The following is a 16,381-nucleotide window of genomic DNA, read 5'->3' as shown; positions in this document are numbered from 1 at the left end:
TCGGGCTTCTTTGCCGTGAGTTCAAGTTGGGCAGGCTCGTGCTTTGGTTGGTGCAGCGCAACAGCGACAACTTATGCGCTCGCTCTGCGGCCAGATATCTTGTCAATCGAAATACGGTAGAAAATATGATCCGTATCACCAGCGGGAACGCCTTTCTCAGGCTTGAGCGCGCCGGGTTCCCACCAGCTTGCATGCTGCGAGAGCAGTGACCATGCATGGTCGCGCTCGATTTTCGAGCCGATGCGGTCAGGCAACTCTTCGTAGATGCCTTCTGCCACCACGCTCGTCCAGCCGCGATCCTTGCCAAATTCATCGATCAGCAACGACACGCGCGGATTCTGGCGCATAGTCTCGATCTTTCTTCCCATCATGGAGAAGGAATAGAAGAAATGGTTGCGAAACGCATAGTGGATCGGCACCGCATAGGGATGTCCATCAAGCGCGCAGCTAAGCCGCGCAAGCCTGTGCTCTTCGATAAACCGGAGGCAATCCACCTCGCTCATGGTCTGGACGTGCAACGGCAAACTCCTCACTTATTTCTTCCGCAATATGCCATAAATGTACCCTGTGTCGCAGGTGACGCTTCGCCGCTGATACGAGCATGTCGAATATGCTTGCCCGCGCGCCATGCGCGTTGCAACAAACGCAGAACTGCAAAGCGAGAGCGAGAAGAATGGCCGCACCCAAGGAGATACGCGTATCGAAGGACCGGAAATTTTTGACGGTCACTTTTCCGGCGCACGCGCCTTTCGAGTTGCCTGCAGAAATGCTGCGCGTTCTGTCTCCCTCGGCGGAGGTGCAGGGCCATTCGCCAGAACAGCGTGTGACCGTGCCGGGAAAGCGTAACGTCACAATTTCGCGCGTCGAGCCTGTCGGCAACTACGCTGTCAGGATTGCTTTCGACGATCGCCACGACACCGGCATTTTCACATGGGATTATCTGCATCGGTTGGGTCATGACAAGGATGCGCTCTGGCAAAGCTATCTCGACGAGCTTGCTGAAAAGCGTTTGAGCAGGGGATAGCTGTAACGTTTGTGCTGCGAGTGCCGTATAGTCAGTATTGAGCGACGGACGGTTAAAGCATGATCGCGGCAGGCAAACTTCCTTGGAATGACAAAAGCGGGCGCTTTTCACCGCTGAAGGCAATATCCCTTATCGGAATACTCGCGCCTGCCGCGTTGCTGATCTGGCGTGCCGTTTCCGGCACGCTGGCGAGTGCGCCAGCCGGACCGCTTGGTCCAAGACCCATAACAGAAGCGATTCACTTCACGGGCGATTGGGCGATACGTTTTCTGTTTATTTCGCTCGCAATCACGCCACTGCGCCGTATCGTCAACTTTCCGAAGCTTATCTCCGTTCGGCGGCAATTGGGTCTTGCAGCGTTATTTTATGCAATCGCCCATCTGATCCTTTACGCTTTTGACCAGAAGCTCAATATTTCCAAGGTCGCCGCGGAAATCGTGCTTCGATATTATCTGACAATTGGATTTATCGCATTGCTTGGGCTTTGCGCGCTGGGCATCACATCGACAGACGCAATGATCCGGCGCATGGGCAAAAGCTGGAACCGCCTGCATAGGCTGGCGTACTTGATCGCCATTCTCGCAGCGCTGCATTTCTTTATGCAGACCAAGGCGGATGTTTATGAGCCGACTTTGATGGCAGGGTTCTTCATCTACTTGATGCTGTGGCGCATCGCGCACACAAGAGGCGTAAACACCAGTTCGATATGGGTGCTTTGTGTATTGGCGGTTTTGTCCTCGCTGACAACGGCAGCCGCAGAGTATGGATGGTATGCGCTCGCGACCAACATTCCGCCCGCCAAGGTTCTCGCTGCCAATTTGACCTTTGGCTATTCAATCCGACCGGCTTGGTGGGTGCTTTTTGTTGGCTTGGGCGTGGCAGTTATAGCCGCGCTTAGACAATGGCAGCAGGGTGGCAAAGTAGGCTCGCAACGAAGCAGAGCAGTGCGCGCCGCAGCCTAAGAATGCGCGCCAGCAAGAGTGCGACCATCGAATTGCCACGAAAGATCACAAAATCGGGAGAGCTGTGGTCAACTGCCGTATGGATACGTAATCTTAACCGTAAAGCGGTTGCTTCACTGTGGCCGACAGGGCAGGGGTTCGGCGAGAAAAGTGGGGTACTCTCTGTGAGTCGTTTCTTCAAATCACTGATGGCGCTGTCTCTTGGCGGCACTGCGATGTTCGTTTCGAGCGCAGCAGAGGCGCAAGGCTTGCTTGAAGCGCTGTTCGGTCCGCCGAAGCGTCGGGTGATCCAGGATCAGCAGTTTCCGCCTGCGCCGGTAACTCCAAAGCGCTTCAAAGCGGCGGCTGCCGCTACCATTTCCGCACCATCTTACTACACCTATCGAGCTGACCCGTTGGTGCGGGTCGATTTTGCGCTGGTGCTTGCAATTGCGCCGGCGACAGACGGTTCAGCTAATCCGTTCCGCGACAATATTCGTCTGCTTTCTGCCGTTGATATACGCGCTGAAAAGCAGATCGCCGCGGCCATCTCCGAGTACTACGCCGCGCAGCCCGAATTTATTTGGATAAGCGATGGCCAGCCTAACCAGCACGCAAAGGACGCGGCGGCGGTTTTGGCGGAGGCCGATAGCTATGGCCTGAATGCGGCTGATTATAAAGTTGATCTGCCCGCCAGTTCTGCGCCGCAGGATTTGCTGGCGTATGAAATGGAGATGAGCGCTCGCGTGCTTCGCTATGCGCGTGATGCACATGGCGGGCGCGTCGATCCTAACCGCATCTCAGGCTACTATGATTTTCCTTTGAAGGACGTGGATCTCAGGGGATTGCTGACGCAGTTCTCCCACGCCGATGATGTGCGTGCGATGTTGGAGGCAGAGCATCCGCAAAATCCGCAATACAAAGCGCTGCGCGATGAACTGGCGGTATTGCGCGAAAGCGCTGAGAACGAAATCGTGGTCGATTCCGACCTTCTCTTGAAGCCGGGGCAATCCAGTACGGAGTTGCCGAAGCTGATCCGTCTTGTTGCAAGCCGCCTTGATGACGATACGGGCGGTGAATATGGCGAGACGCTTTACCGGCTGCGCGACAGCGAAACCTATTCGGACGATCTGGTTGCGGCATTCAAGGCAGAGCAGAAGAAAGTCGGCTTGAAGCCAGATGGGGTTATCGGTCCGCGCACGGTCAAGGCCATCGCGGGCACTTCAAAGGCTGACCGGCTGGAAAAGGTTCTGGTTGCGCTTGAACAGCTGCGCTGGCTTCCCTCGCAGCTCGGCAGTCCTCGCGTCTGGATCAATCAGCCTGCCTTCACGGCGAGCTATATCCAGGGCGAAACACCAGCGCTAACCATGCGTGCGGTTGTGGGCAAAACGACCAACCAGACCAGCTTTTTCTACGATGAGATCGAACAGGTGGACTACAACCCATATTGGGGCGTGCCGCAGTCGATCATCGTGAATGAGATGCTTCCGCGTCTGCGTAGCGACCCCGGCTATCTGGATCGTTCGGGTTATGAAGTGTTCGATTCCAAGGGCAAGCGCGTGCCATCCACTGCGGTGGATTGGGGTGCGTATGGCTCCAAGGTTCCGTTTGCAGTTCGGCAAGCGCCGAGCGAGGCAAATGCACTGGGCGAGTTGAAAATACTCTTCCCGAACAAGCACGCAATCTACATGCATGACACGCCGCAAAAGCAGTTCTTTGACCGCGACATGCGCGCACTGAGCCACGGCTGCATTCGCTTACAAGATCCGCGCGGCATGGCCGCTGCCGTGCTTGGCACAGACCGCGACCACGTCGCGATGAAGCTCGCGCAGGGGCATTCGATGGAGAAGACGCCGAAGGTACCCGTCTACGTGTCGTATTTTACGGCTTGGCCGACCGAGAGCGGAACCGTCGAGTATTTCGCGGACGTCTACGGGCGTGATGAAAAGCTGCAAGCAGCGCTAGATCGTACCGAGGTTGTGCGCAATCCTGCACCAACCGTAGCGCAAACCGACGGCTAAGCCCGAAGAAGTTATTCGCAAACTACCTTCACGCGCCCGCCCGGCTGCGTCTTGTTCGCGCAGTTGAGCGGTTTGCCGCTTTCGGAAGGCGTGAAGGGTGGGCGCACGCCCACGCGCATGCCCGAATAGCGTTGCACTGCCTTGCCTGCCTGGGACGTCGGGCGCGGTGGTGAACTCACACGACGGACTGGCGTGCGAACCGGCTGCGCTGCCGCTGGAGTAGCCGTTGCCGCGGGCTGCGGCGGATACGCGTCCGGCGCCGGCAAGGGCTCGGGCTTGGAGCGACTCCACCACGGCTGATGGGAAGGCATGGTGGATTGAGCCATAACAATCGAGCCATCAGAAGTACGAGTGCACCCGCCCGCCGCGAATAGCGGCAGCAAGAGTACACAAGGCAATATGATGCGTACGGTCGCTTCGGCGCCTCGGCTAAGCCTTATAAATGATCTGCCGTACATCGATGTATTCCGCACGGAATCCAGCCTCGCAGTAGTGTAGGTAAAACTCCCATAGCTTCTTGAAGCGTTCGTCGAAACCCATTGGCAGGATTTTTTCCCAAGATACCCAGAATCTCTCGCGCCATTCCGCAAGCGTGCGGGCGTAGTCCTGTGGGAAAACCCGTTCCTTGAGGTAAGCGAAACCATGTTCGTTGCCCAGCGCTCTGAGAATTGCCGGCGTAGGGAGCATTCCGCCCGGAAAAATGTAACGCTGTATGAAGTCAGGCTTGCGCCGATAGTTAGGGTAGGCGGCTTCGTTGATCGTAATGATCTGCAGTCCCGCCGTTCCTCCCTTTTTTAAGCAAGCACGCATTTTGCCGAAAAAGATCGGCCAATGCTTTTCACCCACGGCCTCAAACATCTCTATCGACGCGATGTGGTCGTACTGCCCCTGTTCATCGCGATAGTCCTGAAACTTGATTTCCACCTGATCCGAAAGCCCAGCCTTGTCGATGCGCTGTTTGGCGTAGTCATATTGCTCCTGGCTGATGGTCAGGCCGGTAACCTTGCAGCCGAATTCGCGCGCAGCAAACTCTGCAAATCCACCCCAACCGCATCCAATTTCGAGCACATGCGCGCCTTTGCGAATGCCGATATCATTTGCCAGCGCTCGATATTTCGCGGCCTGCGCACCTTCCAGATCGTTGGCCCCCGTTTGATAAAGAGCCGACGAGTAAGTCATGCTCGGGTCGAGCCACTGACTGTAGAAGCGGTTGCCGAGATCATAGTGCGCCGAGATATTCTTGCGCGACCCCGTGCGAGTATTGTCGTTCAGCCAATGCCGGATACGCTGGAAGGTATTCAGGAACCAGTTCGCGCCGCCGGCCATCTGGTCGCCCTGTTCGGTATTGACGACAAACAGTTCAAGAAAGCTCGTCACATCGGGGCTGTGCCAATCTCCGTCCAGATAGGATTCCGCAACGCCGATCGTGCCACTTGCGAATGCGCGCTGCGGCAATCGCCAATTGTTGAGCACGACTTCTGCTGCAGGCCCCGGCTGCTTCCCGTCGATCTGCACAGTGCGGCGATCCGGCAGCGTAACGCGCAGCGTGCCATAAGGCAGATGCATCGCGCTCTGCAATACGAAGCGCGCCGTAGACGGCAGGCCCCGCGCAATTTCTTCAAAACTGGTCTTGTCCAGCTTAATAGCTTGAGCAACCTCGGATTGCGTTCGTGCGCTCAATCCTTCCCCCATCCGCAATGCGCCGCGGTCCCTCTCCTGAACTTGGCGCGCCAACCATCAAAACAGGCTTGTTCGTTATATCGGTTTCAAAATCGCGAAACCCACGCCAATAGCCTGCTCTCCGAAGATGATTTTCCACGGCATTTGGAAGATCTGCAAGGGGTTGCGAGACATGCGCATAGGAACATGGTAACTTGAGCCGCTTGGGGAAATTCGATTTTGGGCGGGAGATAGCAACGATACAATGCGTTACGTCATTATCGTTCTGGCGATAGCCGGTTTTGTTGTTTGGGATTCTGTCAGCAATGGTGGGCAGGCAACAGATGCGGCGATCCGAATGCTACGCGGACTTTTAACGGCCGTCGGAATTTGAAGCCAATATATCATCGTGCGTTGACACCGCTTTCCTATCCGGTTTAGGCGTGGCCCGGTATCCCATATCGGCGAAAAGCGCCGGCGCAACGAATTGGCAGAACTAAATGGCGAAAGAGCCTGTGCAAGCTGTAGTCGAAGCACGACCCGACGAAACAACAATTGCCGAAGTCTTCCGGACGGTTTGGCGCAAGCGGGGCATAGTCCTGATAGCGCTTGCAATCGGCATCTTGATTGGGCTTTGGGCTGCCGCCAGCTCGTTTCCGCGAGCCCCCGCGCCGGTCACGCACTATATTTCTTTGACGGGTATGGAAATAACGCGTCAAGGCAATGTCGGCGACCCCAATGACCGTCTGAAAATTGTGGTCACATATCCCAACGGGAGCGTGTTTTTGCCCCGAGACTTGCTCGATCCTCAAGTGCTTCAGCGCGTTAGAGAGCAACTTGGCTTAGGCAACGACGTGCCCTTGAATGGTGGAATCGGAGTAAGCTTCGAAGCGCCGTGGACCGAAGGAATTATGAGGCGCTACAAGGAACGCCTTGCTGTGCGTGGCATCACGCAGGCCGATATTGATTCCTTGAACAGCGATCTGGAACGCGATCTTCTCTCGGCAAACATGGGCGGCCTCCGCATTGATGTCAGCCCCGCAGCGCTTGGTGTTTCGGGCAGCGTTGCCGTTGCGATTGCCAAAGCGCTACCTCAAGCTTGGCGTGATGTTTACACCGACCGTTACCGCACTCTGTTGAATACTGATTTGCCGAACCTGATGGCAGAGCAGGACGACGGCGATCTCTCCAATCCGCCAAGCGTGACAGCGGCTCAAATGAAAATCGTATCGATGCTGCGCGGCCTCGATATGATGGCAAACGACAATCGTCTGGCAACCGTTACCAATGCTAATGGGCTGACCGCGAATGATCTGGAAGCAAATCTAAGGCAGTTCCGCACCGTTCACTTCGCACCTTTTGCGGCTCCTGTGTTTGCTACGGACAATCCTTCGGTGGTCGCATATCGCAAGGATTTGGAGTCGCGTCTGGCCGCAAGCAAGCGCGAAGCCGAGACAATGAATCGCACCTTGCAGGACGTGCTCAGCAATCCGATCGGCAAGGCTGCGCTGCAGCCATCGATGGAAAGTGTCGTGCAGAGCGACGGAACCATGCTCTCCCAATTGCTGGCTCTGGCACAGCGCGCGTCTTTGACCCCGATGGTTCCGGACATCATGAACAAAAGAGACCAGATAAATGCCAATATTGGTCGGCTTGAACGCGAATTGATAATGATCTCGAGTCCCGGCGCGCCGCAGGCGAGCTCCGAGAACCCAGCAGACATTGCTGCTGCCTTACGGAAATTGACCGAGGACTACCGTAGCCTATACACGGCATCGGTTGATCGCCTGCGCACGGCGTCCTCGACGTTTTACGCTGACCTGTCTGCACCGGCTATACCAGCACAGCCAACCATAACCCCGCGTACGATCGCGCTGTTCGCTGCGCCCATTGCGTTGGCACTGCTGGCCGCCATCGCCTACATGGTGCTCGCGGCGCTGGTATCGAGGTACGTGGTGCGCCGTTGATCTGATGGCGCACTATTTCGGGGTGTTTGCCTTAACCACCTGCTGACATTGAGGCGAAAGCTCGGCGAGATGCTCGTTCAGGCATTTCACGATGCGCCCGCCGCCCGGCATCACACTTGCGCAGAATTTTTCATAGTCTGCCTTGCATGCGGCTTGCTCTGCCGCGGTTTGTGCATGGGCAGAACTGGTGGCGATAAGCGCTCCACTAAAAGCGATTATATGCGCAATTCGCATGATTGTGCTCCCTGGCACGAACGTTAGGAACTGACGCTTTCACATTATCACGATCTGACCTACAGTCACTTGTCTCTGGAGGGGTCCGAGAATGACGTTGTGCGGGCGATTTGCGCTCCCGACCGTGATGCTATTGGCGTCGGCGGGGCTTACAGCGTGCAGTGAGGAAAATACCTATGTTCCGCCCCCGCCGCCGAAGGTAGAGGTGGCGTTGCCCCTCAAACAGTCGGTCACGCCTTTCCTTGAAGCGACCGGCAACACCTCGGCCGTTAACACTGCAACCCTTTTGGCGCGCGTTCCGGGCTTTATTCAGGAGATCGACTACAAGGACGGCGACACGCTGAAAGCCGGCGCGCGCGCGTTTCTGATTGAACCTGAGCCGTATCAACTTGCGCTCCAGCAGTCGCAGGCCGGGCTTGCTTCCGCGCAGGCCGCCAGCAAAGTGTCCGCGGCCGAGCTGAAACGCCAGCAGGAACTGCTTCAGCAAAAGGTGGTGGCGCCATCGAGTGCGGATCAGGCGTCCGCGGCGGCCGATGCAGATGCGGCAAAGGTTCAGCAGTCCCAAGTCGATGTAAAGCAGGCTGAGCTTAATCTCAGCTACACCGAGGTGAAGGCGCCGTTTGATGGCATCGTCACCGCCCGGCAGGTTTCTCAAGGGCAATATGTGGGCGCAGGCAGCCCCACAACGCTAGCTACAATTGTGCAGCTCGACCCTATCCATGTCGATTTCATGGTCAGCGAGCAGGACGTTCTGGGAATTCGCGCGGGCATGGCCAAGCGCGGCATCACTGAGCAGGAATTGCGAAAAGTGCCGGTAGAGATTGGCCTGCAAACGGAAACGGGTTTTCCGCACAAGGGCATGCTGGATTACGTGGCGCCCGAAGTCACATCCTCGACTGGGACGCTTGCTGTGCGAGCCGTTTTCCCCAACGCTGACAGGGGATTGCTGCCCGGATATTTCGTACGCGTCAGGGTGCCGCTTGGCGATCGGCCCGACACACTCCTTGTGCCCGACCGCGCAATCGGCACGGATCAGGGAGGGCGATATGTTCTGATCGCGAACAAGGACAATGTGGTGGAGCAGCGCCCGGTTGAGATCGGTCAGCTTGTCGGGCAGTTGCGGGTTGTGACTGCGGGCGTGTCGCCCGAAGACAAGGTTCTGACCGACGGATTGATGAAGGCTGTTCCCGGCCAGAAGATCGAGCCTGAACTGAAAACACTTGAGGCGGTCGCAGCAGACGGAAGCGCACAATGATTGCGCGCTTTTTTGTCGAGCGGCCTGTTCTCGCCAATGTGCTGGCGATTCTCATCGTCGTTATCGGCATTGTCTCGCTTTATAACTTGCCGGTCGCGCAATACCCGAACGTCGTGCCTCCCACGGTTTCGGTAACAACGCGGTATCCGGGCGCGAGCGCCCGCACTGTCATCGACACGGTTGCGTTGCCGATTGAGCAGCAGGTGAACGGCGTTGACGGCATGCTCTACATGCAGTCTTTCGCCGCCTCTGATGGCAGCTACAATCTGACTGTTACCTTCGCGATTGGGACCGATCTGGACGAGGCACAAGTGCTTGTGCAGAACCGCGTTTCAGCGGCACTGGCGGCGCTACCACAACCGGTTCAGGTGCAGGGCGTCAATGTCCAGAAAAAGTCTACCTCGATTCTTGAGATCGTGACGCTCACATCGCCGGACGGTTCGCGCGACAGCCTGTATCTGTCCAACTATGCGACCATCAGCCTTCGCGATGAAATCTCTCGTTTGCCCGGCGTTGGCGGTGTCAGCGTGTTCGGCGCAGGTCAGTACTCAATGCGAATCTGGCTTGATCCCGAAAAGATGCGCGCGCGAAACCTGACCGTTCAGGATGTCGTGCAAGCGCTCCAACAGCAGAGCGAGCAGGTGACGGCGGGGCAGGTGGGTGCGCCGCCCACGCCGGACGGCCAGTCGTTTCAATACACTATTGAGGTGTCGAGCCGTCTTGATGAGCCGGACCAATTCGGAGATGTCATCGTCAAGACGGGCGCAACGGGCGACATGACGCGTGTGCGCGACATTGGCCGCGTTGAACTTGGCGCGCAAACCTACGGCCAGTTTTTCGATCTGGACAGCAAGCAAGCAGCCGGTATGGCGATCTTCCAGACGCCCGGCGCAAACGCGTTGGATGTCGCCAAGCTCGTCAACGACAAGATGACTGAGCTGAAGCGCGCATTCCCGCAGGGTGTCGACTACACAATTCCGTTCGATACAACCGAATTTGTCGGGCAGGCGATTGACGAGGTGTACAAGACGCTCTTTGAAGCCGCCATTCTCGTGCTGATCGTCATTCTTGTTTTCCTGCAAGACTGGCGCGCGATGTTGGTGCCCGCCACAACCGTTCCCGTCACCATCATTGGTGCCTTCGCTGCAATGTGGGCGCTCGGCTTTTCGGTGAACTTGTCCACGCTGTTCGCCATCGTGTTGGCCATCGGCATTGTGGTGGATGACGCGATCATCGTGGTTGAGCGTGCCGCGCATAATATCGAAAGCGGAATGTCCGGGCATGACGCTGCCATTAGCGCGATGGACGTTCTTTTTGGCCCGATCATCGGCATCACGCTTGTGCTGATGGCCGTGTTTCTTCCTGCGGCTTTCCTGCCGGGTCTAACGGGTCAGATGTATGCGCAATTCGCGCTGGTCATTGCAGCTACGGCTTTCATCAGCGCCGTAAACGCGGCGACATTGAAGCCCACACAATGCGCGACATGGCTGCGTCGGCCTGTGCCGCCGGAACAGCGCAACGCCTTTTATCGCGGCTTCAACGCCATCTATCAGCGCGCCGAAAACGGCTACACCCGTCTGATCGGCGCGATGGTCCATCACAGCACGGTGCTCGCCCTCGCCGCCTTGATGATCATCGGCGCTGCTGGTTACGGTATTTCGCGCGTGGCGACCGGCTTCATACCGATTGAGGATCAGGGCTATCTGCTGGCGGCGGTCAAACTGCCGGATGGCGCAGCGCTTGGGCGTACGCGCGCCACACTCAACGAACTCACCAAGATTGCCAAAGAAACGCCCGGCGTCGATCAGGTCGTTACGATTTCCGGCATTTCCGCGCTCGACAACAACGCTTCTCTGGCGAATGCGGGCGTTGCCTACATAATTCTGAAAACATGGAGCGAACGCGGCAAGGGCGAAGACCTTGCGTCGCTCTACGCAACGCTTAGCTCCAAGTTGAGCCAACTCGATGATGGCGTGGCGCTCGTTCTGCCTCCGCCGGCCATTCAGGGCATTGGCAACGCCGCCGGTTTCACCATGCAGATCGAGCTGCGTGACGGAAGTTTCGATTTGCCCAAGCTGCAAAGCGCTACCAATGCGGTTGTGCATTCAGCGGAGACTCAGTCGGGCATATCGCGCGTTTCATCATCGTTCAGCGCAAATGTCCCGCAATACCAGGTCGAGATCGATCGCGAAAAGGTGCAGAATCTGAAGCTCACGACAGATCAGGTTTTTCAGACCGTCGCCGGCTATCTGGGCTCGACCTATGTCAGCCAGTTCAATAAGTTTGGCCGGGTGTTCCAGATTTATGTTCAAGGTGACGCGCAGTTTCGTCTGTTGCCTGACGACATCTCGCGCCTGACTGTGCGAAACGCCGATGGCGACATGATACCCCTCGGCACGCTGCTGACGATCAAGCCAAGTGTCGGCGCGTCGCTTATCAGCCTGTATAATCTCTACCCGTCATCGTCGGTGGTTGGCATACCGGCCAAGGGCTTCTCCTCGGGCGACTCGCTCAAGCTGCTGGAGCAGGTGGCAAACCAAACGCTCCCGTCCGGCATGGGTTATGACTGGACCGCACTTTCGTTTCAGGAAAAGCTCGTAAGTAACCAGATTTACCTTGTTTTTGCGCTTGCATTGCTTCTGGTCTACCTCGTTCTTGCGGGGCAGTATGAAAGCTGGATTGCGCCGCTATCGGTTATCGCTGCAACGCCGCTTTCTCTCGTTGGGCCGGTCATCGTGCTCAAGGGGCTCGGCGTAGACAACAATTTGTATGTTCAGATCGGTCTGATCCTGCTTGTCGCGCTGTCGGCAAAGAACGCGATTCTGATCGTCGAGGTCGCGCGCGAACTGCGCCATTCGGGAACTGAGATTCTGCAATCTGCCGTGGATGCAGCGCGCACGCGCTTCCGCCCAATCATCATGACTTCGTTTGCATTTACGCTTGGCGTTGCGCCGCTCGTGTTCGCTACCGGAGCAGGGGCCAGCGCACGCAAATCGATCGGCATCACGGTGTTCTCCGGCATGATTGCGTCCACCTGTTTGGCGGTGCTGTTCGTGCCGACATTCTTCGTTGTATTCCAGCGCATTGAGGAATGGTGGGCAGCGCGCGGAAACACACGTGCAAAACCCGCTCAATCAGCCTGAGCTTCGCACCAGTTGCGGCGTGCGCGCTAAAAACAGCTTCTGTGACGGCTGCTCGATGAGCTTGTATAGCGCGACCGATGCAACAATCGCGATACAACTGGAAATAGCACCCGCAACGATCTGTACCAACAAGCCTGCATCCGCCGGCAAAACCTTCGCAAGAGCCTCGATGATGTAGGGGTGGGAGAGATAAAGCGAATAAGATGAGTCTCCGAATAGAACGAGCATCGCTATCAAGGGCGTGTGCTTAGGTGCCCAGGTCAGCGCAAACGCCACTAGCGTCGCCGCTGGTACGCCGTTTGCAAAAATCCAGGGTAAGCCGGGCAGGAGTTGTCGTGCTGCGATCAGAAGGCCGAGCGCCGCAATGAACAGCCAATGTCGACGAAACACCTCCGGCCAGCGCGAATGGATCGCATAGAGCGTGATACCGAACACGAATTCGAGCATTATGGGGTTTGTGTAGAACTGCCATGCAATGTGATCGACCCGCACAATTCTGCCGAGCGCCACGAGCAGAATAATCAATAGGGCAGGAGCAAAGGGTGTGCGCAAACCCACTGCGGTGCACGCCGCATAGACCGTATAAAAGAACATCTCATAATTCAGCGTCCAACCTAAAAACAGGATGGGTTGAATGGCGCCGTTCGCCTTTTCGAACGGAATGAAAAATAGCGATTTGAACAGCGTTTCGCCGTTCACCAATGTCGAATTCAACAGCTCCGGCCTGATAAAGGCAATCGCCGCAATACCCAGCGTCAAAATCCAATAGAGCGGCACGATGCGGACTATACGGCGTTTGCAGAAATGCCAGGCTCCACGCGCCGCGTCGGTCGTATAGGCAATAATGAAGCCGCTGATGACGAAGAATATGTCTACGCCGGCCGCGCCGATAGCAAACACATTGCTCTCGTAGCCCCATTTGATCTGATAGGCGCTGCCAATGTGGAAAAGCACGACCGCAAACGCTGCCACAAAGCGTAGGATCTGAAGCCCTACAAGCTTCGAGCGCGCCTGACTTTTTGTGCGGTCGACAGGCGCCACGGAAGCGATAGAAGACGCGCTCATTCCACCTGTGCCCAGCCGAGATCGCGCTGGATTTGCGCGGTTAGCTGCTCAGCCATAAACGCTTGTCCCGCTTCGTTTGGATGCCAGTCGCACCCACGTGAGGGGGTTCCGACCGGATCCGTAAACTGAATGGTTGCGATCTTCGCATCACCTTCCGCATGGCGCTTATCGACCACTTCATTGATTGATTTCAGCGCAACGTCCAGATCGTCTCCGGCGAGCATGGGACCAATTGCAGCATAGATCTGTGCATCGGGAGCGTTTTCGCGCAGCGCAGCAAGCAACTCCAGATAGCGCTGCACAAAGCCTACCGGACGCGCGCCATTGGCATAGTCGTTGCTGCCAAGATGCACGATAATCACATCGGATTTCGGCAGTGGCGCGTCGCTGGTACGCGACGGAAGAAGGCGGCCATAAATGTCCGCCATGGTCGCATTTGTTTTGCCATCGTAGTTCTGCACCAGGCCTTTGCCGGAAAATGCCAGAGATATGACGTCAGCATCGAAACGCCGAGCCGCAACTGCCGCGTAAGTCAGATACTGATTTTCAGTGTCGCCGCTGAAACCGCATTTGGTGTCTTTGCCCTCGACCCCATATCCGGTCGAGATTGAATCACCGATAACCAGCAGGCTATGCGGCTTCTGCGCTGGTGGCAGGATCGTGCCGTTCACACGAACGTCTTCGAGGACAGTTGCGCCCAAAAAAGCTTCTGTACGCCGTATCAGCCGAACCGAATGTGGCCCGCTCTTCTCGGTGCCGACGATATGATAATCATGCCGGCCTTTTTCGAGATTGATGCGGGAAACGGTCCCGTCCACCTCGACCATCATGCTGTTGTTACCCGTATCGGTCAGCGATAGATCGAGCGAACTTCCATCGAAGTTTATCTCTATGGCGCTGCCCGGCCATTCGAACGCGGCGCGGGAGCCGTCCACGAGAAAGCGCCCGACGAGCCTGATATTTTGCAGATATGAGTTCTCAGCGTGCGCTGATGGTGCAGCGGCAACAAGTGCTGCCAGTAGCGCGGCAAAAAACGCAATCGGTTTCTTCATGGCAGAACCGCCCCTGATATATCCGATAATGCGTTAGCCTAGCAGCATTTCGCAATTGCGAAAGTCTTTTCGCATTTGCGAACTATTGTTGAAAAATGCTGGCGCGGAATGGTGGGCGATGCAGGGATTGAACCTGCGACCCCACCCGTGTGAAGGGCGAGAAACCGGATAATATTGGACAAGGGTGGATAACTAACCATCTGAAAACAATACACTCTTGTCCAAAGCTGTTCAAGGCTGTATTTCATGGAAATTTCATGCGTTTCATGGAAAGGCAGATGGCAGACCTGAGCAGAATAGGCGATCGGGATAGATTGCGGCCAAAGGTGGGGGACGAACCTCATTGGCAACGGTTGCGGGCAGGCTGCTATCTCGGCTTCCGGCCATCTCGGAAGGGCGGGAAGGGGACGTGGTTTGCACGGGCCTATGGGGAGGCGGGAAAGTACCTTCGCAAGCCGTTGGGCGATTATGGCGCTCTGACCGGCAACGAGGTGTTTACGCAGGCCAGGAAGGATGCTGAGGCTTGGGCCGAACAGGTAGAGAGCGGTGGTATCAGAGCCGAGAAGGTCGAGACGGTCGCTGACGCCTGCCGATCATATCTGAAGGAAAAGCCGGGATTGATCGCGGAGGGTGTTTTCCGGCGTCACGTCTTTGATGATCCGATCGCCAATGTCCGTGTAGATAAGCTGCGCCGCCACCATCTTGCTGCGTGGCGAAAGCGCTTGGAGAATGCTCCCGCATTGATCACGCGCAACAAGGGCGGCGAGACACGTACCAAATCGCGTGCGAGATCGACCGTAAACCGTGACATGGTTCCGCTGCGCGCCGCACTAGGCCGCATTCTCGTTCCTGGTCCGCCCAATACGGATGCAGCATGGCAAGAAGCGCTAAAGCCCCTGAAAGGTGCCGACAAACGGCGTGACATCTACCTCGACCGTGCGGAGCGAAAGCGCCTGCTGGAATCAGTTGATGATGAGGCGGGGCCATTCCTGCGATCCATGTGTCTATTGCCGTTGCGCCCTGGCACACTGGCAGCGTTGAAAGCCGCTGACTTCGACAAGCGGACAAGCACATTGACGATCGGCAAGGATAAGAACGGCAAACCGCGCCAGATCGCTATACCGGCGAACATAGCCGAATTCCTGACGCAACAGACCAAGGGAAAACTGCCTGCTGCGCCCATATTCCAGCGTGCTACGGGCAGCGCGTGGAATAAGGATGCGTGGAAACTGCCGGTCAAGGAAGCGGTTAAAAAGGCAAAGCTGCCTTCTGGCGTGTCCGCTTATACCCTGCGCCACTGCGTCCTGACTGATCTGGTCAACGGAGGCTTGCCGGTGCTGACGGTAGCTCAAATCTCAGGGACCAGCGTCGCGATGATCGAAAAGCACTACGGCCATTTGGTGGGTAGTGCAGCGGCAGACGCATTGGCGGATTTAGCGCTATGAGCGAGCTGCCAGAACATGAATGGGACGGAGAAGCGTTAGCCGTCGCACGAGAACACAATCGATCAATGGGCAACGCACGCGATCTAGTCATCATGGATTGGCTCATCAAGGGCGACACGCGGCCCCTATCAGATTGGTTATTGCGTGGTCATGTGCTTGGACAGGAGGTGATCACGGCGCTGGCCGTGATGTTAATTCGCGGACACCCCGACGCGGATCTGCGATGGCTCGATGACCCGGCAGTGAAAGAGACTGCGGACATATTCAGGCTTGGCTTGAAAGTTGCCGGCAAACCCCGCGGTGGCGGTGATCCCGCACTCCACGTCCGCCATAAACGTATCGCGCTAGAAGTCGCGTATGCGATACGCTCAATGAACATGAATGAGCTAGAAGCGTTTGAGTACGTTTCTGAATGGGCGCGAAGCAACGGCCAGCGACGCATGGGCCCCGATAACGTCAAGAAAGCATACAACAGATACAAGTGTTGATTTCCACCCAGAAGTGAGCCGGGTAGGCGTCTAATTTCCACTGAGAATTGAGCCATGTGAACCTTTCCCCAAAGCGGTGAGCGGCGG

The 16,381-nt window shown here is 56.7% G+C and carries 14 protein-coding genes; 8 read left to right on the top strand and 6 right to left on the bottom strand.

Annotated elements, in window-relative coordinates:
- Positions 1-71 precede the first annotated feature (71 nt).
- Entirely contained in the window at positions 72-533 is a 462-nt protein-coding gene (locus tag DY251_RS11655; RefSeq protein ID WP_342633569.1) for a pyridoxamine 5'-phosphate oxidase family protein, read from the bottom strand.
- A 140-nt stretch (positions 534-673) separates the two neighbouring features.
- Between DY251_RS11655 and DY251_RS11650 the strand changes: the two genes are divergently transcribed.
- The 3 genes from DY251_RS11650 to DY251_RS11640 all read left to right on the top strand — a co-directional run bounded on the left by DY251_RS11650 (position 674) and on the right by DY251_RS11640 (position 3,986).
- Positions 674-1,024 carry a gamma-butyrobetaine hydroxylase family protein gene (locus DY251_RS11650; RefSeq protein WP_116624087.1) on the top strand — a complete coding sequence of 117 codons (351 nt, stop codon included), beginning with the start codon at positions 674-676 and terminating at the stop codon, positions 1,022-1,024.
- Positions 1,025-1,083: 59 nt separating this feature from the next.
- Positions 1,084-1,986 carry a protein-methionine-sulfoxide reductase heme-binding subunit MsrQ gene (locus DY251_RS11645; RefSeq protein WP_116624086.1) on the top strand — a complete coding sequence of 301 codons (903 nt, stop codon included), beginning with the start codon at positions 1,084-1,086 and terminating at the stop codon, positions 1,984-1,986.
- A gap of 188 nt (positions 1,987-2,174) precedes the next feature.
- Positions 2,175-3,986, top strand: coding sequence for a L,D-transpeptidase family protein (locus DY251_RS11640; protein ID WP_116624085.1), 1,812 nt, complete (start codon positions 2,175-2,177; stop codon positions 3,984-3,986).
- 11 nt (positions 3,987-3,997) lie between these two features.
- On the opposite strand, the gene DY251_RS11635 is transcribed toward DY251_RS11640, so the two are convergent.
- Together DY251_RS11635 and DY251_RS11630 are read right to left on the bottom strand one after the other, a co-directional pair.
- Entirely contained in the window at positions 3,998-4,312 is a 315-nt protein-coding gene (locus tag DY251_RS11635) for a hypothetical protein (protein ID WP_116624084.1), read from the bottom strand.
- Positions 4,313-4,415: 103 nt separating this feature from the next.
- Positions 4,416-5,678, bottom strand: coding sequence for an SAM-dependent methyltransferase (locus DY251_RS11630; RefSeq protein ID WP_116624083.1), 1,263 nt, complete (start codon positions 5,676-5,678; stop codon positions 4,416-4,418).
- 467 nt (positions 5,679-6,145) lie between these two features.
- Between DY251_RS11630 and DY251_RS11625 the strand changes: the two genes are divergently transcribed.
- Positions 6,146-7,612, top strand: a complete 1,467-nt coding sequence (locus tag DY251_RS11625) for a hypothetical protein (RefSeq protein ID WP_116624082.1) — start codon at positions 6,146-6,148, stop codon at positions 7,610-7,612.
- A 12-nt stretch (positions 7,613-7,624) separates the two neighbouring features.
- On the opposite strand, the gene DY251_RS11620 is transcribed toward DY251_RS11625, so the two are convergent.
- Positions 7,625-7,846: a cysteine rich repeat-containing protein gene (locus tag DY251_RS11620; protein ID WP_116624081.1), complete on the bottom strand. Its 222-nt coding sequence runs from the start codon at positions 7,844-7,846 to the stop codon at positions 7,625-7,627.
- 205 nt (positions 7,847-8,051) lie between these two features.
- Here DY251_RS11620 and DY251_RS11615 point away from each other — a divergent pair, with 205 nt between their 5' ends.
- A complete protein-coding gene (locus DY251_RS11615; protein ID WP_342633568.1) occupies positions 8,052-9,101 on the top strand; it encodes an efflux RND transporter periplasmic adaptor subunit in 1,050 nt (349 codons plus the stop codon).
- A complete protein-coding gene (locus DY251_RS11610) occupies positions 9,098-12,244 on the top strand; it encodes an efflux RND transporter permease subunit (protein ID WP_116624079.1) in 3,147 nt (1,048 codons plus the stop codon). Before DY251_RS11615 ends, DY251_RS11610 begins: the two co-directional genes overlap by 4 nt.
- On the opposite strand, the gene DY251_RS11605 is transcribed toward DY251_RS11610, so the two are convergent.
- Entirely contained in the window at positions 12,236-13,309 is a 1,074-nt protein-coding gene (locus DY251_RS11605; protein WP_116624078.1) for an acyltransferase family protein, read from the bottom strand. The genes DY251_RS11610 and DY251_RS11605 overlap by 9 nt on opposite strands.
- Positions 13,306-14,361, bottom strand: coding sequence for an SGNH/GDSL hydrolase family protein (locus tag DY251_RS11600; protein WP_116624077.1), 1,056 nt, complete (start codon positions 14,359-14,361; stop codon positions 13,306-13,308). Before DY251_RS11600 ends, DY251_RS11605 begins: the two co-directional genes overlap by 4 nt.
- A gap of 278 nt (positions 14,362-14,639) precedes the next feature.
- Here DY251_RS11600 and DY251_RS11595 point away from each other — a divergent pair, with 278 nt between their 5' ends.
- Both DY251_RS11595 and DY251_RS11590 read left to right on the top strand, forming a co-directional pair.
- Entirely contained in the window at positions 14,640-15,806 is a 1,167-nt protein-coding gene (locus DY251_RS11595) for a tyrosine-type recombinase/integrase (RefSeq protein ID WP_199498827.1), read from the top strand.
- Entirely contained in the window at positions 15,803-16,294 is a 492-nt protein-coding gene (locus tag DY251_RS11590; protein WP_116624076.1) for a hypothetical protein, read from the top strand. Before DY251_RS11595 ends, DY251_RS11590 begins: the two co-directional genes overlap by 4 nt.
- Positions 16,295-16,381 lie beyond the last annotated feature (87 nt).

The sequence above is a fragment of the Mesorhizobium denitrificans genome (genome assembly GCF_003403035.1).
Classification (GTDB): Bacteria; Pseudomonadota; Alphaproteobacteria; order Rhizobiales; family Rhizobiaceae; genus Mesorhizobium_G; species Mesorhizobium_G denitrificans.
Note: the sequence above shows the minus strand (reverse complement) of the source record. Positions and strands in the feature narration are given on the sequence as shown.